Annotated in this window: 20 protein-coding genes; 8 read left to right on the forward strand and 12 right to left on the reverse strand. The window is 64.4% G+C overall.

Annotated features, from left to right (window positions below):
* Positions 1-22: 22 nt before the first annotated feature.
* The gene (locus tag C5L14_RS20030; protein WP_105863833.1) at positions 23-1,531 is read right to left on the reverse strand and encodes a xylulokinase; all 1,509 of its coding nucleotides are present in this window, start codon (positions 1,529-1,531) and stop codon (positions 23-25) included.
* 243 nt (positions 1,532-1,774) lie between these two features.
* Between C5L14_RS20030 and C5L14_RS20035 the strand changes: the two genes are divergently transcribed.
* Genes C5L14_RS20035 through C5L14_RS20055 form a run of 5 tightly spaced genes read left to right on the forward strand, consistent with a single transcriptional unit; the run spans position 1,775 to position 6,144 of the window.
* Entirely contained in the window at positions 1,775-2,431 is a 657-nt protein-coding gene (locus tag C5L14_RS20035) for a bifunctional 4-hydroxy-2-oxoglutarate aldolase/2-dehydro-3-deoxy-phosphogluconate aldolase (RefSeq protein ID WP_105863834.1), read from the forward strand.
* On the forward strand, positions 2,428-3,381 hold the full coding sequence (locus C5L14_RS20040) for a shikimate dehydrogenase family protein (protein ID WP_105863835.1): 954 nt from the start codon (positions 2,428-2,430) through the stop codon (positions 3,379-3,381). The genes C5L14_RS20035 and C5L14_RS20040 overlap by 4 nt, the downstream gene beginning before the upstream one ends.
* A gap of 18 nt (positions 3,382-3,399) precedes the next feature.
* Positions 3,400-4,332 (forward strand): NAD(P)-dependent oxidoreductase, encoded by a 933-nt coding sequence (locus C5L14_RS20045; protein ID WP_105863836.1) that lies wholly within the window; start codon positions 3,400-3,402, stop codon positions 4,330-4,332.
* A gap of 4 nt (positions 4,333-4,336) precedes the next feature.
* A complete protein-coding gene (locus C5L14_RS20050) occupies positions 4,337-5,209 on the forward strand; it encodes an MBL fold metallo-hydrolase (protein WP_105863837.1) in 873 nt (290 codons plus the stop codon).
* Between the two features lie 41 nt (positions 5,210-5,250).
* Positions 5,251-6,144, forward strand: coding sequence for an SIS domain-containing protein (locus tag C5L14_RS20055; RefSeq protein ID WP_105863838.1), 894 nt, complete (start codon positions 5,251-5,253; stop codon positions 6,142-6,144).
* A 15-nt stretch (positions 6,145-6,159) separates the two neighbouring features.
* Here the strand turns inward: C5L14_RS20055 and C5L14_RS30410 are convergent, their stop codons facing one another.
* The gene (locus tag C5L14_RS30410) at positions 6,160-6,642 is read right to left on the reverse strand and encodes a hypothetical protein (RefSeq protein WP_181161257.1); all 483 of its coding nucleotides are present in this window, start codon (positions 6,640-6,642) and stop codon (positions 6,160-6,162) included.
* 231 nt (positions 6,643-6,873) lie between these two features.
* On the opposite strand from C5L14_RS30410, the gene C5L14_RS20060 reads away from it, so the two are divergent.
* Both C5L14_RS20060 and C5L14_RS20065 read left to right on the forward strand, forming a co-directional pair.
* On the forward strand, positions 6,874-8,391 hold the full coding sequence (locus C5L14_RS20060; RefSeq protein ID WP_105863839.1) for a helicase HerA domain-containing protein: 1,518 nt from the start codon (positions 6,874-6,876) through the stop codon (positions 8,389-8,391).
* A 186-nt stretch (positions 8,392-8,577) separates the two neighbouring features.
* Positions 8,578-9,999, forward strand: a complete 1,422-nt coding sequence (locus C5L14_RS20065) for a mannose-1-phosphate guanylyltransferase/mannose-6-phosphate isomerase (RefSeq protein ID WP_105863840.1) — start codon at positions 8,578-8,580, stop codon at positions 9,997-9,999.
* 209 nt (positions 10,000-10,208) lie between these two features.
* Here C5L14_RS20065 and C5L14_RS20070 read toward each other — a convergent pair whose 3' ends face one another.
* The 8 genes from C5L14_RS20070 to C5L14_RS20105 all read right to left on the reverse strand — a co-directional run bounded on the left by C5L14_RS20070 (position 10,209) and on the right by C5L14_RS20105 (position 18,321).
* Entirely contained in the window at positions 10,209-10,991 is a 783-nt protein-coding gene (locus C5L14_RS20070; RefSeq protein ID WP_105863841.1) for an SDR family NAD(P)-dependent oxidoreductase, read from the reverse strand.
* A 336-nt stretch (positions 10,992-11,327) separates the two neighbouring features.
* Positions 11,328-12,329, reverse strand: a complete 1,002-nt coding sequence (locus tag C5L14_RS20075) for an ABC transporter ATP-binding protein (protein ID WP_105863842.1) — start codon at positions 12,327-12,329, stop codon at positions 11,328-11,330.
* A gap of 35 nt (positions 12,330-12,364) precedes the next feature.
* Complete coding sequence (locus tag C5L14_RS20080) at positions 12,365-13,195, reverse strand: carbohydrate ABC transporter permease (protein WP_105863843.1); 831 nt, start codon at positions 13,193-13,195, stop codon at positions 12,365-12,367.
* A gap of 3 nt (positions 13,196-13,198) precedes the next feature.
* Positions 13,199-14,065 carry a carbohydrate ABC transporter permease gene (locus C5L14_RS20085; protein WP_105863844.1) on the reverse strand — a complete coding sequence of 289 codons (867 nt, stop codon included), beginning with the start codon at positions 14,063-14,065 and terminating at the stop codon, positions 13,199-13,201.
* A gap of 252 nt (positions 14,066-14,317) precedes the next feature.
* Positions 14,318-15,574, reverse strand: a complete 1,257-nt coding sequence (locus tag C5L14_RS20090) for an ABC transporter substrate-binding protein (protein WP_105863951.1) — start codon at positions 15,572-15,574, stop codon at positions 14,318-14,320.
* Positions 15,575-15,846: 272 nt separating this feature from the next.
* On the reverse strand, positions 15,847-16,803 hold the full coding sequence (locus tag C5L14_RS20095; protein ID WP_105863845.1) for a sugar-binding transcriptional regulator: 957 nt from the start codon (positions 16,801-16,803) through the stop codon (positions 15,847-15,849).
* 176 nt (positions 16,804-16,979) lie between these two features.
* Positions 16,980-17,393 carry a MarR family winged helix-turn-helix transcriptional regulator gene (locus tag C5L14_RS20100; RefSeq protein ID WP_105863846.1) on the reverse strand — a complete coding sequence of 138 codons (414 nt, stop codon included), beginning with the start codon at positions 17,391-17,393 and terminating at the stop codon, positions 16,980-16,982.
* A gap of 154 nt (positions 17,394-17,547) precedes the next feature.
* Complete coding sequence (locus C5L14_RS20105; RefSeq protein WP_105863847.1) at positions 17,548-18,321, reverse strand: ferredoxin--NADP reductase; 774 nt, start codon at positions 18,319-18,321, stop codon at positions 17,548-17,550.
* A gap of 631 nt (positions 18,322-18,952) precedes the next feature.
* Between C5L14_RS20105 and C5L14_RS20110 the strand changes: the two genes are divergently transcribed.
* Positions 18,953-20,437 carry a mannitol dehydrogenase family protein gene (locus C5L14_RS20110; RefSeq protein ID WP_209432332.1) on the forward strand — a complete coding sequence of 495 codons (1,485 nt, stop codon included), beginning with the start codon at positions 18,953-18,955 and terminating at the stop codon, positions 20,435-20,437.
* Positions 20,438-20,498: 61 nt separating this feature from the next.
* On the opposite strand, the gene C5L14_RS20115 is transcribed toward C5L14_RS20110, so the two are convergent.
* A complete protein-coding gene (locus C5L14_RS20115; RefSeq protein ID WP_181161258.1) occupies positions 20,499-22,130 on the reverse strand; it encodes a mucoidy inhibitor MuiA family protein in 1,632 nt (543 codons plus the stop codon).
* 252 nt (positions 22,131-22,382) lie between these two features.
* Positions 22,383-23,240, reverse strand: coding sequence for a type 1 glutamine amidotransferase (locus C5L14_RS20120; protein ID WP_105863849.1), 858 nt, complete (start codon positions 23,238-23,240; stop codon positions 22,383-22,385).
* Positions 23,241-23,327 lie beyond the last annotated feature (87 nt).

Genomic DNA, 23,327 nt, shown 5'->3' on the forward strand with positions numbered 1-23,327 from the left:
TGAGAAAGGGATGATCGGCGGTTCAGCCCTGCTGCAGCCGGTCGAGATCGTCGTAGAGTGCCTGGGAATGGCGGTAGAGGCGGTCGAACACCGGCTGCATCCGGGCATAGGTCTCGGCCCAGGCCGGGTCGGGCAGGATTTCGGCGCTGTAGCGCACGAAATGGCCGACCGCGTCCTCGACCTTGCCGAAACGTCCGAGCGCGGTTGCGGTCATCGCCGCACAGCCGACGAGGCCGCATTCGGTCTCCTCGGGCACCAGGATCGGCACGTTGTAGGCGCTCGCCTTGATCTTGAGCCAGAGTTCTGTCTTGGCGCCGCCGCCGGAAGCGACCACGCGCTCGAGCTTCTGGCCGGTGGAGGCTTCCATCACGCGGATATGGCGGTTGACCGCGAAGGCCACGCCTTCCAGCGTGGCGCGGTGGAGATGGGCGAGGCCATGCTTGGCGCCGATGCCGAAGAACTGGGCGCGGGCATTGCGGTGGGCGCCGAGCCGCTCGCCGGCCAGGAAAGGCAGGAAGAACAGGCCTTCGGCGCCGGCCGGGGCCTCGGCGGCCTTGGCGACGATGTCGCCATAGGAGAGGGCCTTCTCATGAAAGGCGCGGCGGGCCCAGCGCATGGCATCGCCGCCGGTCTCCAGCAGGGTGAAGGGACCCCAATGACCCTCGACGGTGCGGACATTGCAGATCTCGGGATCGAGCAGCGGTTCGCCCGTCACCAAGGTGATGATGGAGGAGGTGCCCATCACATCCGACGCCGTGCCGGGATGGACGACGCCCGAGCCGAGCACCGCAACGGGGTAGTCGGCTCCGCCGACCAGGACGGGCGTACCCTCGGCAAGGCCGGTCTCCAGGGCGGCGCCGGCGGTGATGCGGCCGAGAATGTCGAGCGGCGAGCGGATCGGCGGCAGCTTGGCGGCGTCGAGACCAAGGCGGTCGATCATCGCGGCGGACCAGCTTCCGCTCGCCGGGTTCATCAGGAAGCTGCAGGAGGCGTCGCCCTCGTCCATGGCGATCTCGCCGGTGAGCCGCAGATTGATGTAGTCCTTCGGCATCAGCACCGTCGCGGCGGCGCGATAGGCTTGCGGATCGTTGTCGCGCAGCCAGGCGAGCTTGAAGCCGGGCCAGGCCGGCGTCGGCGGGTTGCCGCTTTCGGAAAGATAGGAGGCGGGCGGGTTGTCCCGCTCAAAGGACGCCACAAGGCCCGCCGTGCGCTTGTCATTCCACAAGGGGGCGGTATCGCGTGTCGGATTGCCATGGCTGTCGACCAGCACGGTGCCATGCATCTGGCCGCAGGCGGCGACGGCCTGGATCCTGGCGGCGGCGCCGTCCTGCCGCTCGAGCACGGTGCGGATGGCGGAGACGGTGCCCGCCCACCAGTCGGCGGGGCGCTGTTCCGACCAGCCGAAAGCCGGTACGATCTGGTCATATTCGCTGGCGGCGATCTCCAGGATGGCGCCGTTGCCGATCTCGACCAGGGCTGCGCGGGCGCTGCCGGTTCCGACATCGATGGCCAGGATGAGATCCTGCGTCATGGGTGTGTCCTCGGCCTGCTCTTCAAAAAGGGAGCGGGCGGGTATGGCGGCCGCCCTGCTCCCATGTTTTTTGGAGTGATGCTACACGTTTCCCAGCCGGTCAACTGAAAATTCCGGCATATTTATGCTGCATTGCAATAAAATGGCCGAGGCGTCTTGCCGATGTCGGAGGGAATATGTAGCATTGCTACAAAATTGACACCCATGCCGATGCCATCGGCAAGCCTTGAGGAGAGCGCAGACATGGCCACCAACCCCATTGAGCGGATCGAGGCGATCGGCGTGGTGCCGGTCATCGCGATCGACAATCCCGGCGACGCGGTCGCGTTGGCCGACGCCCTGACGGCCGGTGGCCTGCCGATTGCCGAAATCACCTTCCGCACCAAGGCGGCCGCCGAAGTCCTGGCCATCCTGCGCGACCAGAGGCCGGACTTCCTGGCCGGTGCCGGAACGGTGCTGGATCTGGAATCGGTCCAGGCCTGCAAGGACAATGGCGCGAGCTTCGCCCTGTCCCCCGGCTTCGATGCGGAGATCGTTGCCGCCGCCAAGGCGATCGGCCTGCCCTTCGCCCCCGGCATCATGACGCCGACGGATCTCACCGCGGCCACACGCGCCGGCCTGCGCCTGTGCAAGTTCTTCCCGGCCGGCGTCGCCGGCGGGCCGAAGGCACTGGAAGGCATCGCCGCGCCCTTCAATCATCTGGGCGTTCGCTTCATCCCGACCGGCGGCGTCACGCTGGAGACGATGAGCGACTGGCTCAAGCATCGCTTCGTCGCGGCCGTCGGTGGCACCTGGATCGCCAAACCCGAAGATATCAGCGGCGGCAAATTTGCGGAGATTACCGCCAAGGCGAAGGCCGCCGTCGAGCGCGTCAAGGCGATCCGGGCGGGCGCGGCATGAGCATCTATCAGCCGGCGACCCAGCCGACGCTTTATTTCATCGGCGTAACCACCACCAAAAGCTCGATCATGCGGGTCTTCCCGGCCTGGGCGGAGCATCTAGGCCTGAAGAATGCGGTGATCAAGGGCATCGATTTTCCCCTCCATGCCGATCCGGCCGCTTATCGCCAAGCGGTCGCCTTCATCAAGGCCGATCCCAATTCGCTGGGGGCGCTGGTCACCACCCACAAGATCGACCTCTACAAGGCCTGCCGGGACCTGTTCGACGAGGTCGACGATTTCGCCCTGCGCATGGAGGAAACGAGCTGCTTGTCCAAGCGCAACGGGCGCCTGATCTGTCACGCCAAGGACCCGATCTCCTCCGGGCTCGCCCTCGACAATTTCATTCCCAAGGGACATTTCGAGCGCACCGGCGCGGAGCTCTTCTCGATGGGAGCGGGCGGCTCCACCATTGCCCTGACCTGGCACATGGTGCGCGAGGCACGGGGCGCAGACCGACCGTCGCGCATCGTTGTTTCCAATCGCAGCCGGCCGCGCCTCGACGAGATCCGGCGCATCCACCAGGAAATCGGCATGCCGGTGCCGGTCGACTATGTGCTCGCGCCCCATGCGGCCGACAATGATGCCGTCACCGCCGGCCTCAAGCCAGGCTCGGTGGTGATCAATGCCACCGGCCTCGGCAAGGACGCGCCCGGCTCGCCGCTCACCGACGCCGTGGTCTTTCCCGAACGCGCGATCGTGTGGGACCTCAACTATCGCGGCGACCTCGTCTTCCTCGACCAGGCCCGGCGCCAGCAGGCAGCGCGCCATCTTCAGATCGAGGATGGCTGGACCTATTTCCTGCATGGCTGGACGCAGGTGATCGCCGAGGTTTTCGACATCGAGATCCCGACCTCCGGCCCGTCCTTCGAGCGGCTGGGCGAGATCGCCATCGCCGCCTCCAGGGGATGAAGACGAAGAGTTGAAGACATGGAACGCATCCTGGTCACGCCGCGTTCGCTGACGGCGACGGCCCATCCCCTGGTCGAGCGCCTCAGGAAACAGGGCCATGAGATCATCATGCCGGCGCCCGGCAAATTGCCGGACGAGGAGGAACTGCTCGCCCTCGTGCCGGGTGTGACCGGCTGGCTGGCAGGCGTGGAGAAGATCTCGCCGCGCGTCATCGCCGCGGCGGGTTCGCTCCGGGCGATCAGCCGCAACGGCACCGGAACCGACAACCTGCCGATCGACACGCTGCTCGCGCGCAAGATCGCCGTGCGCATCGCCGCCGGCGCCAATGCGGCCGGTGTGGCCGAACTGGCCATCGGCCTGATCTTCGCGGCGCTCCGCCAGATCCCCCTCTGCGATGCCGGCATCAAGCAGGGGAACTGGCCGCGCCGGATCGGCGCCGAGATCCGGGGGCGCAAGGTGGGCGTGGTCGGCTGTGGCGCGATCGGCGCCGAGGTGGCGCGCCTGGCCGCCGCGCTCGGGGCCGAGATCCTCGCCTATGATCCGCAGCGTCCTCTCGTGAATGTCGAAGCGGACAGCCTGCGCTGGGTCGAGATATCGGACATGCTGGCGGCGGCCGATGTCGTCACGCTGCATTGTCCGGCACCTGCGGACGGCCGGCCGCTCCTGGGCGCCGGAGAGTTCGCGGCCATGCGGCGGGGCGCGGTGCTGATCAACACAGCCCGGTCGTCGCTGGTGGACGAAGCGGCCTTGCTCGAAGCGCTCGAGGAGGGGCGTATCGGCTGCTATGCCACCGATGTCTTCGAGGAAGAGCCGCCGGCAAATCTCGCTCTCGCCGGCCACGCCCGGGTGATCGCCACCAGCCATATCGGCGGTTTCACCCAGGAAAGCGTCGACCGGGCCACCGAGGTCGCCATCGCCAACCTGATGGATGCCCTGCAGGGGAGGGCATGAAGTGATGCTGAAGGTCCTGCCCTTCGCCGGCCCGCTCGTGGGAAGGCTCGCGAACCGGCCGGAGGCCGGCCTCTCGCTCTATTGGCTCGGGCAGGCCGGCTTCCTCCTCGACAGCGGCCGGCACCGGCTGCTGATCGACCCCTATCTCTCGAACTCCCTGGCGGAGAAATATCGCGATCGCGGCCCTTCGCATGAGCGCATGATGCCGCCGCCGATCGAGATCGACGAGCTGCCGCCGCTCGATCTCATCCTTTGCACGCATCATCACACCGATCACCTCGACGCGGCGACATTGGCCCCGCTGGCCCGGCGTTTTGCGCAACTGCGCCTGGTGGTGCCCAAGGCCTCGCTGAAGCTGGCGCAAGACAGGACCGGCCTCGGCCCCGAACGTTTCATCGGCATGGATGCCGGCGAAACCCTCGTGCTCGACCAGGGGATCGAGGTGAGCGCCGTGCGGGCTGCCCACGAGGAATTGCAGCGCGATGAGCAGGGCCGCCATCTCTTTCTCGGCTATGCCCTCGGCGTGAACGGCATCCGCGTCTTCCATTCCGGCGATACCATTCCTTTCGTGGGACAAATCGAAGAGGTGCGGGCTCTGGCGGCCGATCTGGCGCTGCTGCCGGTCAATGGCCGTTCGCCCGCCTTGGCCGCCGCCGGCATTGCCGGCAATTTCACCCTGGAGGAGGCCGTGGAACTTGCTTCGGCCTGCGGCATCCCGGCCATGCTTGCGCACCACTACGGCCTCTTCGCCTTCAACACGCTCGCACCCGAGCGGATCGATGCAAGGGCCATGGCGATGGCGGGGCCGACCCGGCTGCTTCGGGCCAGGACGGGAATCGAGTATAGGCTGATAGGCCCGGCTGGAACGGCGGGCTGAGCCCTCCGATCCGAAGAGGGAGCCAGAAAGGGAAGCCGTTGATGACCTTGCCGGATCAGACCGCATCTCAGCCCGGGCCTCGCACCACGATCCAGAACGTGCTCGAGGTGATCCGGCTGACCTTGGGCGATTTGCGCAAGTCCGACCGCAAGGTGGCCGAACTCATTCTGGCCGACCCCCAGCGCATCCTGAATGCCACGGTGGCGGAGACGGCGCTCGCTGCCGGGGTGAGCGAGCCCACGGTCATCCGCTTCTGCGCCGCCATCGGCTGCAACGGCTTCCAGGATTTCAAGCTGCGCCTGGCCCAGAGCCTGGCGCTGGGCACGCCGGCCACGCATTCTGTGCTGCTCGGCACCGATACGCCGGAAACCGTGGTCGAAAAGATCTTCGACTACACCATCACCAGCCTCGACTGGGCGCGCCACCATCTCGACAAGGCTGCCCTCGCCCTGGCGATCGACATCCTGGAAAAGGCGAGGGCCATCGAATTCTTCGGCCTCGGAGCTTCGGGCGTGGTGGCCCGCGATGCCCAGCAGAAATTCCCGTTGTTCGGCGTGCCCTGCGGTGCCCAGCACGACACCCACCAGCAGATCATGGTGGCCTCGATGATGAAGCCGGGCGATGTCGCGGTGGTGATCTCCCACACCGGGCGCACTCGCTCGATCATCGAAGTGGCCCGCACCGCGCGCGAAAACGGGGCCAAGGTCATCGGCCTGACCGGGTTCGAGACCTCGCTCGCCAGCCATTGCGACGTGACCTTGCTGGTGGAGACGCTCGACAACACCAACATCTACACGCCCACCATTTCGCGTATCGCCGCACTGGTGGTGATCGACGTGCTGTCGACCGCGATCGCCTTGCGCCGCGACGAGGCCCATGTCCGGCGCTTCCAGGCCATGAAGCGCAAACTCGCCGAATACCGCATCGGTGAGTAGTGCGATTATGGGATGCTATGCTTTTTTATGCCGGACGGCGATCACAAGGTTCGGCACGAAATGGCAGGGCAGACGATCGTCCTGATGGCGGGTGACAATGGTCACGGAGTCGCCTGTTCGAACCTTCATGGCGGGAGACGCGACGGCGCTCCAGCGTTGTAGGGAGTCCCCATCATGGACGAGTATACCGAACCGGTCATAGGCGAAATATTTCGGGTTGGCTGGGACGCCGAGAAATCTCTCTCCCCGGTGAAGAAACCTGGTTGCCGCTATCCTGGATAGAGATACATGCACTTCCCCAGTCAAATGTATGCCTGACGCGGGAACGGGGACGAGGGCGGTTCCACATGCCTGGCGCCATTTACCGTCCGACGGTCCCTGGAGTTCGGCAGAGGCCACGGTTGCTGGCGGCCGGCTCCAGCTGGGTGCGGTGCTGTCGGCGAGAGCCGGTGGCGGCGCGATCACAAGCAGGCCGAGACCGAACACCAGTTTCTTCATTGTGCACACGATTGAGATGGAGCGTCCCCCGAAGGCATCCTCTTCGAGAGGGAAGGCGAAAGCAAGTCTCCCCGTCCGGCCTCCACCCTTTGTGGGCGCGGTGCTGCTGAAAGAGCACGGACCCGGGCGTTATTGCCCGCATGTGGAAATCCCCTCCCATGCGCGGGCGGGGGTTGTGAGCAGCCCCTCAGGGGCGCTATGGCTGGGACGAAACCGGAATCACTGTTTGAGATGAAGATCGAAATCGAGATGGGCGTCGCGTCTGCCGCCGGCAGTGCGCCTGCAATGCTCGACATCGAGGAATTGCTGGCCACGCGCCTGCTGGTGCAGGGCAACTCCGGCTCCGGCAAATCGCATCTCCTGCGCCGGCTGCTCGAACAGAGCGCGCCGCATGTCCAGCAGGTCATCATCGACCCCGAAGGCGAGTTCGCCAGCCTGTCGGACCGCTACGGCCATGTCGTCATCGACGGCGAACGCAGCCTGGCCGAGCTCGAACATATCGCCCAGCGCGTGCGCCAGCATCGCGTCTCGGCCGTGCTGGTGCTGGAGAGCCTCGACGCCGAAATGCAGATGAAGGCCGCTGCTGCCTTCCTCAATGCCCTGTTCGATGCCGAGCGCGACTTCTGGTTCCCCATGCTGGTGGTGGTCGACGAGGCCCAGCTCTTTGCGCCCGCCGCCTCCGGCGATGTCGGGGAGGAGGCCCGCAAGGTCTCGCTCGGCGCGATGACCAATCTGATGTGCCGCGGCCGCAAGCGTGGCCTTGCCGGCATCATCGCCACCCAGCGCCTGGCCAAGCTCGCCAAGAACGTCGCCGCCGAGGCGTCCAACTTCCTGATGGGCCGGACCTTCCTCGACATCGACATGGCGCGCGCCGCCGATCTGCTCGGCCTCGACCGGCGCCAGGCCGAGACGTTCCGCGAACTGCAGCGCGGCCAGTTCGTCGCGCTCGGCCCGGCCTTGTCCCGCCGCCCGCTGCCCATCAAGGTTGGGCCGGTGGAGACGCGCCCCAAGGTGGCGACACCCAAGCTGACGCCGCTGCCGGAGGGAGGCGAGGCTGCTCGCGATCTCATCCTGGCGCCGGTGCCGATGGCGGCGCCGCGCCCCCGTCCCGAGCGCCGAGCGGTCACGCCGCCGCCGATGTCGACCACCGAGATCCTCGAACAGCTCGTGCGCGAGCGGCCGGCGGAGGCCGCGGGCGAGGAAACCCTGCCGGCCATGCCGCCGGCCGAACTGCAGCAGGCCCACGCCCGCATCGCCTTTGCAATCATGCAGGAACCGGATGCGAGCTTCCGCACCGATGCCGTGCTCTACCAGGATTTCATCGTACGCTGCCGCATCGAGCGGCTGAGCGGATCGCCGCCGGCCATGGCCGAGTTCAAATTCCTGCTCAGCGCAGCCCGGGCCGGTCTCGATCCCGACACTGTCGACCAGGAGCAATGGCAGCGTGCGCTCGATCATGCCCGCCTGGTGCCGGCCGACCTCCAGCCCGTGTTCCTGATTCTGGCGGCAGCGGCGATGACGGGGCTGCAATGCCCGCCGGATGCGGAGATCGCCAGGCGCTGCGGCAGCCATTCGGCCGGCCGCGCCCGCAGTCAGATCCGCCATCTGCAGAATGCCGATTTCGTGATGACGCGCGTCGACATGCGCGGCGCCCGCATCGCAGTGATTCCGGACCTGGGCTGGGAAACCGCTCCCGGCGATCCCAACGGTCGGGTGCAGGCGCGGGATGGCCTGGCTGCCGCGGAGTGACAAAGGGCGAGCCCTTAGCCGCCGGAGACCTCGGCACTATCCCGAAGTATTAGAAAAGGCTTGTCCGCATGCTCATAAGAGGAGCGCGATAAACCAAAGCAGGCCTGAAAATCTCCTGCGTCTCCTCTTATAATTGTGGCATAGAGCTATTCATTGATGGCTCCTCCAATTCAACATGAGCGGATGATGTCTACCCAGATCGTTCCCCTGATCGTTTGCGGCGGCTCCGGAACGCGGTTGTGGCCGGCCTCGCGTGCCAGCCGGCCCAAGCAGTTCCTGCCTTTGTTCGGTGATCTTTCCACCTTCCAGGAAACGATGCGGCGTGTGAGCGGTGCCGACGTCTTCGGCCGGCCCGTGATCGTCACCAACCAGGACCATCGCTTCCTGGTGGCCGACCAATTGCTGTCGATCGGGGTCGAGGCCGATATCGTGCTCGAGCCCGAAGCCCGCGATTCCGGTCCGGCGATCGCTGCCGGTGCGGCCTTCATCGCTGCGCGGGACGGCGCCAAGACGCCGGTCCTGACCCTGGCGGCCGACCACCGCGTGCGGGATATCGAAGGCTTCCGTGCCGCCTGCGTGGCAGCCAGGCGCGGCGCTGCCAAGAAAAGCATCGTGACTTTCGGCGTGGTGCCCAACCAGCCCGCGACCGGTTATGGTTATATCGAAGTCGGCGAGCCCTTGACCGACGGCGTCATGAAGGTGCGCCGCTTCGTCGAAAAGCCCGATGCCGAGACGGCCACGCGCTATGTGCGGGAAGGCTATCTGTGGAACTCCGGCAATTTCCTGTTCGAGGCCGGTTTCTTTCTCGCTGAATATGCCCGCTGCGAGCCGGAGACCGTCGAGGCGGTGAACGAGGCGGTGGCCAAGGGCAAGCTCGACCTCGGCTTCCTGCGTCTCGACGCCGAGGCCTTCGCCCGCTGCGGCAAGCGTTCGGTCGACTATGCGGTGATGGAAAAGACCCAGGCTGCCGCCGTGGTACCGGCCAGCTTCGACTGGTCGGATGTCGGCTCCTGGGGTGCGGTGCGCGAGCTCTCGCCGCAGGACGAAGCCGGCAATGCCATGCTGGGCGAAGCCTTGTTCGTCAATGCCCGCAACAATCTGGTATCCTCGGAGCGCCAGCTCGTCTGCGTGGTCGGCCTGGACGATCTTGCGGTCATCACCACGGGTGATGCCGTGCTTGTGGCCCGCCGAGACGATGCGGCCGGCATCAAGGCGCTGGTCGAGAAGCTCAAGCAGAGCCATAACGGGCTGACCCAGGACCACCTGCAGTCCTTCAGGCCCTGGGGGCACTACAAGTCTCTGGATCTCGGTGCGCGCCACCAGGTCAAGCGCATCGTGGTCAAGCCCGGCGGACAGCTCTCGCTGCAGAAGCACCATCATCGTTCCGAACACTGGATCGTGGTGCGTGGCGTCGCCAATGTCAGCATCAACGGCCAGATCAAGACGCTGCATGAGAACGAGTCGATCTATATCCCGATCGGTTCCACCCATCGGCTGGAGAATCCCGGCAAGATCGAACTCGAACTGATCGAAGTGCAGACGGGTTCCTATCTCGGCGAGGACGACATCATCCGCATCGAGGACATCTACAACCGCGCCGCATCCTGAGGCGCGGTTGGGTTTATTTGTTCCTGCAAAGTCGCGTCATTGCGGGGAGCGGCGCGAGGCGGCAATCCGGGAGGTATTCGCTTGATGCCGCATGAAGCCTGGATTGCTTCGCTGCGCTCGCAATGACGGACTGATCGATCTTTTCGAAGCCCGATATAAGGTCGCAACGATATAAGGGAGGGGTCTCACCCCTCCCTTTTTCTTGGCGTCTACCAGCAGGTATAGCCGCCATCGACCACGACGATCGAGCCGGTCATCAGGCTGGCGGCGTCGGATGCCAGGAACTGCACGGCGGAGGCGATTTCCTCCGGCTCACCCATCCGCCCCTGCGGCGTCATTTCGAGCCAGGTCTTGAACATCTCCGCATTGGCCGGATCGGCCGCCGCATAGGCGGTCAGGGGCGTGTTGATATAGGTGGGCGCGACGGAATTGACGCGTACGCCGCGCGAGCCCCATTCGGCCGCCAGCGATTTGGTGAGGTGGTGCACGCCGGCCTTGGAGGCGTTGTAGTAGGACTGTTCCTGCGGCTTGTTGACGATGATGCCCGACATCGAACCGATATTGACGATCGAGCCTTTCTTGGCTGCCAGCATGTGCTTGCCGAAAGCGCGGCAGCACCAGAACACGCCGTTGAGATTGACGTCGAGGACGTTGAGCCAATGTTCGTCGGCGACGTCCTCGGCCGGTGTCATGGAGCGGGCGATACCGGCATTGTTGACCAGGATCTCGACGGCGCGGCCCTTGGCGGCGAGTTCGTCGGCCACGCGGGTCACTTCGGCGGATTTGGTGACATCCATCTGCACCGTTTCGGTCTTATAGCCCTTGGCAGCCAGGGCTGCCTGTCCTTCCGCCGCGACCTTCATGTCGAAATCGGCGATGACGACCTCGGCTCCGAACTCGGCCAGGGCTTCGGCGCAGGCCAGGCCTATGCCGCGCCCGCCGCCCGTGACCAGGGCGTGGCGGCCCGTGAGATCGAGTTTCTTCTTATACATCGCGGATCCTTTCATGCGTCGCTCCCGTTTGCTGCATCGATTTTGCAAACAGGACAAAAGCCCGTGCAGCTGGGTTCAATCTAATGCGGCATGGTGATTCGACGAAGTCAATCCTGCAGTGGCCATACCATTTAGGCGGCGGGCGAGGAGGTTGCCAAATGCGCATCAAGGCCCTGAAGAGCTCAGTTCCTTGTCATGCCCGGGCCTGTCCCGGGCATCCAGATACCGCAATCCGTCGGGATCCTGGCACCTGGATCACCGGGACGAGCCCGGTGATGACAAAGGTCGGGGTGCCCACAATCATACGGCCAGTTTCGGAGCAAATGCGCCTAAAAATCAGGCCAGGGACAGGCCCTTGTCGTCGAAGCGATGCAGGCGGTCGGGCTGGGGGGTGAGATAGATGGTGTCACCGGTGCCCAGGCTGAACTCGCCGGGTGCCCGCGCGGTGATACGGGTGCCCTCGTCGAGATCGACATAGAAGAAGGTGTCCGAGCCCAGATGTTCGGAAATCGAGATCTTGCCCTTCCACTGTCCCTCGGTGGCGGACAGGTTGAGATGCTCGGGACGGATGCCGATGGTGGTGGCGTTGTAGTTCGCCGCCGCGCCGCCCTTCAGGAAGTTCATCTTGGGCGAGCCGATGAAGCCGGCGACGAACAGGTTCCTCGGCTTGTTGTAGAGCTGGAGCGGCGAGCCGACCTGCTCCACATTGCCGGCATTGAGCACCACGATCTTGTCGGCCATGGTCATGGCCTCGACCTGGTCGTGGGTGACGTAGATCATCGTGGTCTTCAGGTCCTTGTGGAGCTGCGAGATCTCGATGCGCATGTTGACGCGCAGCGCCGCGTCGAGGTTCGACAGGGGCTCGTCGAACAGGAAGGCCTTGGGCGAGCGCACGATGGCGCGGCCGATGGCGACGCGCTGGCGCTGGCCGCCGGAGAGCTGGCGCGGCTTGCGGTCGAGATAATTGGTGAGATTGAGCGAAGCGGCCGCCTTGGCGACCTTCTGGTCGATGACGTCCTTGCTCTCGCCCGCCATCTTCAGGGCGAAGGCGATGTTGTTGCGCACGCTCATATGCGGGTAGAGCGCGTAGGACTGAAACACCATGGCCAGCCCTCGCTTGGAGGGCGGAGCCTGGGCCATGTCGACCCCGTCGATCTTGATCTCGCCCGAGGTGGTGTCCTCCAGGCCGGCGATCAGGCGCAGCAGGGTCGACTTGCCGCAGCCCGAAGGCCCGACGAAGACCACGAACTCGCCATCCTCGATGTCGAGGTCGAGATCGGGAATGATCACGACTTCACCGAAGGCCTTGCGCACATTGCGAAGATTGAAGCGGCCCATTTACGCAGCTCCCCATTCTGACATGTTGTTGTTCGTCACTTCACGGCGCCGAAGGTCAGGCCGCGGACGAGTTGCTTTTGTGAGAACCAGCCGAGCACCACGATCGGCAGGATGGCGAGGGTCGAGGCGGCTGACAGCGTGGCCCAGAACAGCCCCATCTTGGCCGAATAGCCCGCGATGAACTGCGGCAGCGGCGCGGCGTCGAAGGTGGTCAGGTTCAGCGTCCAGAAAGCCTCGTTCCAGGCCAGGATCGTGTTCAGCAACAGCGTGGAGGCGATGCCGGGGACGGCCATCGGCGTCAGCACATAGACGATCTCGCGCCAGAGCGAGGCGCCGTCCATGCGGGCCGCTTCCAGGATCTCGCCGGGAATTTCCTTGAAATAGGTGTAGAGCATCCACACCACGATCGGCAGGTTGAGCAGGAAGAGGACGACCATCACGCTCCAGCGGCTGTCGAGCAGGCCCCAGCGGTTGAAGAGCAGGAAGATCGGCATCAAGGCGCCGACGGCCGGCATCATCTTGGTGGAGAGCATCCACATCAAGAGATCCTTGGTGCGCTTGCCGGGCGCGAAGGCCATGGCCCAGGCTGCGGGAACCGCGAAGATCAGGCCCAGCAGGGTCGAGCCGACCGACAGGAAGATCGAGTTGAGCGCGGCCCGGCCATAGTTGGATTGCGTGAAGATGTTGCGGTAATTCTCCAGCGTCCACTCGAAGAAGACGAATTTGGGCGGCAGGATGCCCGCTTCGCCTTCCGTCTTGAAGCTGGTGATAACCATCCACAGGATCGGGAAGAAGATCAGGAAGCCGACGATCCAGGCGGCGGTCGTGACGGCGACCTTGCGCCGGGTGGAAACTGCGCGTGCCATGGCTCAAGCCTCCAGATTCTTGCCGATCATGCGGACGAGGAAGAAGGCGACGATATTGGCCAGCACCACGGCGACCAATGCGCCGGCCGAGGCCGCTCCGATATCGTGGTCGCCCGCTTCGGTGAGATAGACCAGGAAGGGCAGGTTGGCCGTGTTCAGGCTGCCATTGGTGGTGACCTTGATCTCGGCGAAGATGTTGAGGAGGAAGATGGTTTCGATCAGGATCACCACCGTGATGGCGCGCGAGAGATGCGGCAGCACGATGTAGAAGAAGTAGGAAAGCGGCTTGGCGCCGTCGAGCTGGGAGGCTTCCTTCTGCTCCTCGTCCAGGGACTGGATGGCGGTGAGCAGGATCAGCGTGGCGAAGGGCAGCCATTGCCAGGCCACGATGATGATGATCGACAGGAGTGGCCAGTTGGTGAACCAGACGACCACCGGCAGGTGGAGCACCTGCGACACCCAGGTCAGCATGCCGCCGTCGGCGTTCATGAACAGGTTCTTCCAGATCAGCGCGGCCACGGTCGGCATCACGAAGAACGGCGCCAGCACCATCAGGCGCACGATGCCCTGGCCGGCGAAGGGCTGATCCATCAGGAGGGCGATCAGGATGCCCCCGACGATGGTGATGGCAAGCACGGAGCCGACGATCAGCAGCGAAACGCCCAGTGATTTGAAGAAGGTGGGGTCTGTCAGGAAGTAGGTGTAGTTCCCGAAGCTGTTCCAGTAGAAATTCGTCGGATCGTCGAGCGTATAGTTGTTCAGCGAGTAATAGATCGTCAGGACGAGCGGAACGATCATCCAAATGAAGAGCATGATGACCGAGGGTGCTACGGCCACCCTGGCGAGCACACGCGTCTGCTGCGTTGCCATCTTGAGGTCCTCCCCACAGACCAAATCTTGAATGTTCCTGAGCAAAGCGCGTTCAGGCTCGAACGCCTATTTGATCTGGTTCTTTGCCTTGATGCGTCCTGGCGTTTCTGGGGATCGCGCAAGATCCCGGCGATCTCCACGAAGCGCAAGACGCTTTCGTTCAGGTCTTTGAAAGGGGGCTGTCCCGGTGATGAAGAGCCGGGACAGCCAAGTTTCAGGAGGGGCGGTGAGCCCCGTCCCGGGAGGAAGGGGTCATTTGATGTAGCCGGCCTTGGTCATGGTCCGGGTCACCAGCTTCTGCGATGCCGCCAGGGCATCGTCGATCGAGGCAGAACCGGCCAGCGCCGCGGAGAATTGCTGGCCCACCGAGGTGCCCATGCCCTGGAACTCGGGAATGGCCACGAACTGCACGCCGACATAGGGCACCGGCTTGACGGTCGGATGGGTCGGATCGGCCGACATGATCGAATCCAGCGTCAGCTTGGCGAAGGGCGCAGCCTTCTGATAGTCGGGATTGTTGTAGAGCGAGGTGCGGGTTCCCGGAGGTGCCGCGGCCCAATTGCCCTCGGTCTTGGCAACCAGGGCCGAATAGTCCTTGCTGGTTGCCCAGGCGATGAACTTCTCGGCAGCTTCCACCTTCTGGGAACCGGCCGGCACGGCCAGCGACCAGGCCCACAGCCAGTTGGCGTTCTTGCCCAGGCCGGTATTGGGGGCGAGGGCGAAGCCGACCTTGTCGGACACGGTCGACTGCTTGGGATCCGTCACGAAGCCGGCAGCCACCGTGGCGTCGATCCACATGGCGCATTTACCCTGGTTGAACAGGGTGAGGTTCTCGTTGAAACCGTTGGAGGAAGCGTCGGGCGGGCCGGCTTCCTTGAGCAGGTTCACATAGAAGGTGAGCGTTGCCTTCCATTCGGGCTGGTCGAACTGAGGTGCCCACTTCTCGTCGAACCAGCGGGCGCCGAAGGAATTGGACATGGCGGTGAGGAAGGCCATGTTCTCGCCCCAGCCGGCCTTGCCACGCAGGCAGATGCCGTAGGTGTCGGCGGTCTTCAGCTTCTTGGCGGCATCCGCCACGAAGTCCCAGGTCGGGCTGTCGGGCATCTTCAGCCCGGCCTTCTCGAACAGGTCCTTGCGATACATGATCATCGAGGACTCGCCGTAGAAGGGAGCGGCGTAGAGCTTGCCTTCATAGGTCAGGCCGTCGCGGATCGGCTTGATCAGGTCATTGGCGTCATAATTGTCGCCGAGCTTGTCGAGCGAGACCAGCCAGCCCTTCTTGGCCCAGATCGGCACTTCATAGGTGCCGATGGTGAGGATGTCGAACTGGCCGGCCTTGGTGGCGATATCGGTCGTCACCTTCTCGCGCAGGGCATTCTCCTCGAGGGTGACCCAGTTCAGCGTGATATCCGGATTGGCCTTGGTGAAATCCTCCGAAAGCTTCTGCATCCGGACCATGTCGCCATTGTTCACCGTGGCGATCGTCAACGTCTCGGCAGCGCCGGCCATCGAGGACCAGGCGAGGGAAACGCCGCAGGCAAGCGCGCCTGCAAGCGAAATCAGTGATTTTGCCGTTTGCACCAGAACCTCCCGTTAAAAATGCACACCGCTTGTCACGGCTTTTGGGCGTGGGCAGACGCCCAATGCACGGGCATATTCTCAATAGCGTGACCCATTGTCAAGCTGTCTCATGCGTCGGGATTGCGCCCATGGGGCAGGCAGGCGCCAGCGCGCGCGGAAAGGGTCCGCGCGTTGGGCGATTTTCGATTTTTTGGGCAGGGTCAGGTCTGTTCGAGCAGTGCCGCAGCCGTCTGTTCGTCGGTGATCAGGCCGGAAAGCAGGTCGCCCTTCAGGGCGGCGCGGATCGGGGCGATCTTGCGCTGGCCGGCGGCGACGCCGACCACCGGCACGAGGCGCGCCAGCCGGTCCGGACGGAAGCCGGGCAGGCGCTCGGTGTAGTCGTTCTGCAGGATGCGGCCGTTGCGGTCGAAAGGCCAGGCGGCGATCTCGCCGATGGCGCCGTTCTCGATCAGATAATGCATTTCCGATTCCAGCACGAAGCCGTCCTGGTGGATCGGAGAGCCGTAACTGACGTCGCTGACGCCGACATAGACGGCCCGCGCCGTCTCCACCAGGCCCTGCAGCATGGCGTGCACCGGCTGGCTTCTCAGGGCCTGGCAATGCTCGATCGTATCGGCGAGCACCGGCATTTGCAGCGGGTAGCATTTGGCGTCGAGCTTGTCCGCCAGGCGCATGGCGATTTCGAACGGACTGACGCAGCCGTCGCGGGCGGCGTTGCCGACGATCGACACCATTTTGAGGTCGGGACGCGGCTTGGCGGAGATCTCGCGGACCATGCGCAGCAAGGTTCGGCCGGTGGAAAAGCCGAAAACGCCCGAACCGCGTTGGCCGAACTGGGTTTCGAGGATCTGCGCGGCGGCGAGCCCCACGGCCGCCAGCGGGTCGTGCAAGCCATTCGGCACCACCTCGCAGATGGTCAGGCCGTAGCTTTCACGCAACTGCTTGGCCAGGGCCGTGCATTCGGCGATGGGACTCTGGATGCGGAACTCGATGACCCGCTCCGACACGGCCAGCGCGACCAGGCGCTGCACGCTCTGGCGTGAAATATCGAATTGGGCGGCGATCTCGTCCTGGGTCGCCCCGTCGATATAGTAGAGCCAGGCCGCGCGGGTGGCGAGATCGAGCTTGCGGTTCTGCAGGTCTCCGAGGTCGCTCATAATGTCCCATCCCTCCGAGTATTTGCCCAGGCTGGTTGCGAACGCCCAGATTTATAACCTAGAATGCATTCATCGGGTAGCGGCGCAAGCCTCTGCGTCGAGCGGCGGTACGATTTTAATTCCGGGGCGCTCGATCCCGGCCTCGAAAGGGATGATTCCGGCATCGGGGGAGGATGTTAGCGTAGCTTGTCCAATAGCGAGCGCAGCGTGCTGCGTTCGGCCTCGTCCAGCGGCGCCAGCGTGAGATCGGTGACGGCGGAGGCCTTCGCCACCAGTTGCGCATAGAGCGCCTCACCCGAAGCGGACAGGGAGAGGACGAGGCGGCGGCGATCCTCTTCATCCGGCCTGGTTTCGATCAGGCCCCGGCGTGACAGGCGCTCGACCACGCCCTTGACGGTCGCGACGTCCATGGCCGTCAGCCGGCCCAGGAGATTTTGGGAGGAGGTGCCGAGTTCGGCGAGCTTGGCCAGCACCGCCCATTGCATCGGTGTCAGGTCCTCGCCGAGACCGTCGGAAAACAGGACGGCATGCCGCTGGTAGACTTGCCTCAGAATGAAGCCGATCTGATCGTCCAGTCTGTAATCGGTCATGGCATTCCAAGCAGAATTTCTCGATACCGCCCACGAATGGGCGATATCGAGAAATTCTGCAAGCGTTTGAAATTCTGCAGATTCCTTCTGACAGAGCCCGTGGTTCGACCTGAAGGAACCTGCCCGGCGGCGAATCGAGGCGTAGACGTCGAACCTACTTGTCCACGAAGGCCTTTTCGATCACGAAATCGCCCGGCTCGCCATGATTGCCCTCGACGGCGCCGCGTTCCTCCAGAAGGGCCTTGAGGTCGCGCAGCATTTCGGGGCTGCCGCAGATCATCACGCGGTCCTGCTCGACATCGAGCGGCGGCAGGCCGATATCCTCGAACAGCTTTTCGGACTTGATCAGGTCGGTGATGCGGCCGGTGTTGCGGAAGGCCTCGCGCGTCACCGTCGGATAATAGATGAGCTGCTCGCGCACGGCCTCGCCCAGGAATTCATGGGCGGGAAGCTCGTGGGTGATGCGCTCGCCATAGGCCAGTTCCTGGACCTGGCGGCAGCCATGGATCAGCACGATCTTCTCGAAGCGGGCATAGGTCTCCGGATCCTTGATCAGGCTGAGGAAGGGTGCAAGCCCGGTGCCTGTGCCGACCAGATAGAGGTAGCGGCCGGGCTTGAGGTTGTCGAGCAGCAGCGTGCCGGTGGCCTTGCGGCCGACGATGATGGCATCGCCTTCCTTCAGATGCTGCAGCCGCGAGGTCAGCGGCCCGTCCTGAACCTTGATGGAGAAGAATTCGAGCGTTTCTTCGTGATTGGCACTGACCAGGCTATAGGCGCGCAGCAGGGGACGGCCATTGACCGGCAGGCCGATCATGGTGAACTGGCCGTTCTCGAAGCGGAAGCCCGGATCGCGCGTGGTGGTGAAACTGAACAGCCTGTCCGTCCAATGATGGACGCTCAGAACCCGTTCCTCGTTGAAATTGCTCATGCTGGCCGCCTCGCCACTAGGCAGGTTCCTCCTGATCGGGCCACGGCCCGATCAGGAGGAACCTGCAGGATATCAAACTTTGCAAAGTGTCGTGGGGAGGCCCCTTACGGGCCTCGCCAGGACACTCCGTCCAGGTCGTCACTCATTCTCACCGTGGAGATATCCGCAAATAATCTGGCAATCAAATAAATAAACAAGGAATTGCGTGAATTAGAACCGATCCACGGTGGACGCCATAATTTTAGGGAAAATTCGTTAGTGTGCAAACGAATTTTCCGCCTCAGGAATGATCGCCTGCAACAAGTCCTTGCCAAAATGCCGGAAGGAGGGGCAAGTATAGGTTGTTGCGGGCACGCCTTCGGATTGCGGTCGGGCGTCGCCGCTTTCAGCCGGACGGGAACAGGAGGGGCAGCCCCGTTCCCGGTCCGGCATCCATCACCCAAGCATGGAGGCTCGGGCAGGCTCGTCCTGCCGGCTCGAGCTGGAGCAAAATGCGTTTGAACGTAAACGCTCAATTGCTCTGACTCTTTGTTTTGACGCGTCTTTGCGATTCTTGATGACGCATCAAATCGCAAAACGCTTTCGCGACAGACGGCGCCGGGTCGCGGCTGCCGCCATCATGGAGACGATCTTGAACAAGCTTTCCTCGAAGACTCTCGGAAGCCTCGGCGCTGCCATCGCCGTTCCCGGGTATGATCGTTCCGCCGTGCGTCCCGGCATCGTGCATTTCGGCCTCGGCAATTTCCATCGGGTCCATCAGGCCGTCTATGTCGATCGCTGCCTGCACAAGCCCGGCAATGAGGGCTGGGGCATCTGCGGCGTCGAGCTGATCGACGTGCCCGCCACCCGGGCCAAGGCCGAGGCCTATCGCGCCCAGGATTGCCTCTACACCGTCACCGAATATGCGCCGGACGGCGCGGCCAGCACCCGGGTGATCGGCGCCATGGTGGATTATCTGCATGCGCCCGACGATCCCGAAGCCGTGCTGGCCCGCCTCAGCCATGCCGACACCCGCATCGTTTCGCTGACGATCACCGAAGGCGGCTATAATCTCGACGAGACCACCGGCGTGTTCAAGCTCGATACCCCGGAGGTGGCGCTCGATCTGGCCGGCGGTCCGCCGCGCACGGCCTTCGGCTACATCGTCGAGGCGCTGCGGCGCCGGCGCGAACAGGGGACGAAGCCGTTCACGGTGATGTCCTGCGACAATCTCCGCCACAATGGCGGCACGGCGCGCAAGGCCATCGTTTCCTTTGCCCGCGCCCGCGACGCCGGGCTTGCGGCCTGGATCGAGGCCGAGGTCGATTTCCCCAACTCGATGGTCGACCGCATCGCGCCGCAGATTCCGCCCGAGGTGAAGGAGCGCCTCAACAAGCGCAGCGGCATCGACGATGCCGTGCCCGCTCTGGGGGAAACCTTCAGCCAATGGGTGCTGGAGGACGATTTCCGAGCCGGGCGGCCGCCCTTCGAAGAGGTCGGTGTCGAGATGCGCGACGATGTGCCGGCCTTCGAGTTCATGAAGGGGCGCATGCTCAACGCTTCGCACATCCTGCTCGCCATGCCCGGCATCCTCATGGGCTACCGCATCGTGCATGAGGCGCTCGGCGACACCCGCCTGCATCGGCTTCTGGAAACTTTTCTCGACCGCGATGCCATCCCACGTATCGAGGGGCCGAAGGGCGTTTCGCTGCAGGCGTACAAGAACGCCGTGCTCGAGCGCTTCTCGAACCCGGCGATCAACGATCAGCTGCTGCGCATCGCCTTCGACACCACCGCCAAGATCCCGGTCTTCCACTCCAAGACCCTGGAAATGCTGCTGGCCGATGGCGGGGACCTCAGGCGCGAGGCTTTCTTCCTGGCCTGTTTCGGCGCCTATCTGACCGGCAAGGACGACAGGGGCGAGGCGTTCGACGTGGTGGAACCACGCCTCAGCGAACAAGACTGGGAGCTTGTCCGCGGCGGCAACCCGCTCGACCTCCTGCGCACCAGCCCCTTCGCCAAGCTCGGCCTCGCCGAGCACCTGGAATTCGCCAAGCTCTATGCCGGCTATGTCGCATCCATCCAGGCGACCTCCGCGGGCCAAACCCTGGAGGCATTGCTGGTGGAGACGGCGTGAGGGGGTATCGCATCCTTCTCCCGCAAGGGGAGAAGGCAGTCGCGATACATTCTGAAAAGCCTCAATCCAGATTGATCGTCTCGGTGCTAGGCCAGGTGACCTTGTAGCCGAAATTGATGTCCTTGACGGCGTTGGGGGCGAGATCCACCGTCCACACCAGCACGCCGCGGCGGTTGTCGGCATCGCGCTGGGTCGGCGGGGTCATCTGGGCGGAGGGTTCCACCTTGATGTCCTTGTTCTCGGCCACCGGCAGGGCTTCCTCGATCGAAAGCTTGATGGCATTGGGGCGGCCATTGCGCAGGCTGATCTTGTAGTCCCTCCTTTCGCTGGTGGTGGGGCGGGCGATGCCGGTATTGCTTTCCACCTTGCGCGTCACCGCCCGCTCCACCTTGATGCTATCATCGGCGCCGAAGCCGAGGCGCACGGGTTCTCCCTTGGTGGCGAGCGGCATGGCGGTCTGGCCGGCATAGAGACCGTCACGATAGATCGAGACGGAGCCGGGGAAGAGCGGCGTGTCCTCGCCATTGCTGAAGCTGGCTTCGAGGAAGGCCGTCTGCTGCATGGATGGCACGGCGCGTGCCACGATTTCCGGGGAGAGCGTGGCCGAGGCGAGGCGCAGCGCCTTCGAACCCGGTCCCGAGGGCACGCTCGCACGAGCTGGAAGGGCCCAGACACTCTGATAGCCGGCTGTGTTCAGTTTTGCCTCGGCTTCGCGCCCCGGCCTTGGTTGGGCCGGCGCGGCCTGAGCGACGGGCGGTGCAGGGCGCGCATCGCTCTCTTCGGCGCGGCTGCGCGCCAGGGCTTCCGCCGGCAGCACGTCATAGTCGGGCTGGAAGTTGAGGATATAGCTGGCGAGCCTGGGGGGCGCGGCGCCGGTTGTGGCACGAGCGGTCGAAATGGTGAGGGCGACGTCGCTCCAGTCCTCGCCGGTCGCCTGCGTGACCTTGGCCCGCCGGACGAGTTCGAGTTCGCCCTTGTCGCTGTCGAGCCGGGCATCATAGAGGGGTGTCCAGCCGGCATTGCCGATCAGGTAGGATATGGCGATCCGGCCCTTGGCCCGCTGTTCGGCGGTGACCGAGAGGCGAAGCTGCGTGCGTTTCCGGCCCTCGGGGCGGCCGTCGCGCTGGCTCTCCAGCCTGGCGATCTCCTCGTCGAGATCGCGGATCTTGACGGCGTTCTGGCGCAGCGCCTCGTTGACCTCCGTCATATCTTCGCCGACGGCGTTCCAGGCGCCGCGCAAGGCGGTGACGTTGCTGCCTTCCTTGGTGGCGTTGAAGGTGGCGCCATTGGCAAAGCGCTCGATCAGGCCGCGCTTGGCGAGCAGGGCCTTGCCGATTCCGGCCAGACCCTCGCGCTGGTCCTTGAGATCCCGCAGCGCTTTGCCTGCAGCCGCGTCCGGAACGGCGCCGTCGTCAAGGGCGCTGGCGATGTCGGTGCCCGCCAGGGAGACGCCGGCGGCCTCGTGCATGTCGACCCTGATCGATGCGGTATCGAGGCCAGGGGGCAGATCCTTGGCCACCAGCGCCGTCTCGCCCGCCGGAATGTCGAACTCGATCACGCGCGTGACCGTCGCACCGTCGGGATAGACAGCTACGGCATCGATCTTGGACTGCACACCCAGATCACCCGCAAAGGCCGGTGCAGTACCAAGCAGAAGGAGGGCGGTCAGGGCGAGGCGAGGGGCGGCGGACATGGGGGATCTCCGTTGCGGGGGGCGCCATGGGAGAGCAGGATTGCGGCGGGATGGCGACGGCAACCTTGAGCTGTATCGACGGGAACAGGTCGGTAGCTTTACAGTGAAGCCCCGGAAGCACGGTGTGCCGATCTCCAGATCGGCATCCCCTTGGCGAGACGCTTCGCGTTCGAGAATGCCGATCTGGAGATCGGTACACCAACTCTGCATTGCACCCTGAGGGTCAGCACCGCTGATGCGGCAATGCCTGTCTCAGCCGCGTCCGCGCTCGGAAATCACCGGCTTCACGCGCAGTTCGATGAAGTTCTCGATTTCCTTGAGGCGGCGGCGGGCGTCGAGAATGTCGGGGCCGATGCCGTAGCGCCAGGAAATGTCGGTGCGGCGCTTGTCGGCGACCAGCGCTTCCAGGTCGGCAATCCAGCCATCGGCCGCCCGGTCGTCGCGGAAGAAACCCTCGGCCAGCAAGGTCGGCTTGTAGCGACGCATGATCACCGTCAACTCGTTCAGCGAAAATTCGGGATGGTACTGGATGCCCCAGAAGCGGCCGCCATCATGGCTGATGTCGACCGCCTGCACGTCGCTCACCGCATTGCTGGCGAGTACGATGGCGCCTTCGGGCAGGGCTTCGACTTCGTCACCATGCACGCAGGGACTGGCGAAGATGGGCGCCTTGCCGGTGTAGAGGGGATGCTCGCGCCCCTCAGCCGTCAGCGCGATGTCGCGCGCGATGCCGACCTCGCGGCCCCTCGGATTGGCCCGCACCGAGCCGCCGGCGGCGACGGTGGCGACCTGCAGGCCCCAGCAGGAGCCGAAGAAGGGCGTGCCGGACCTGTAGACCTCGCGGGCCAGCTCGACCTGGCGCATCGATTCCGGCTCAGCCTTCCAGAGGTTGAGGCCGGAGCCGGTGATGACGACGCCGTCATAGCTTTCGAGGCCGGCGGCATCCGGCAGGTTGGCACCTTCGTCGGCGGGCAGGGCGATGTCGCAGATCGCATCCGGCGCCAGGCTCTTCAGCACCGACGCATAGGATTCCGACGGCGTGAGGCCATAGGTCGCGCGGTGACGTTCACGCGCTGCACGGACATTGCCTTCGACGACGAGGAGACGCATCGCTCACCTGTGATCACATTTTTCCGTGGCCCGGTTTAGCAGCCCAAGAGCCGGCGGGAAAGAGTAATGATCCTTACAAGATGGGGA

This window comes from Labrys okinawensis, assembly GCF_002982075.1.
GTDB classification, from domain to species: Bacteria; Pseudomonadota; Alphaproteobacteria; order Rhizobiales; family Labraceae; genus Labrys; species Labrys okinawensis_A.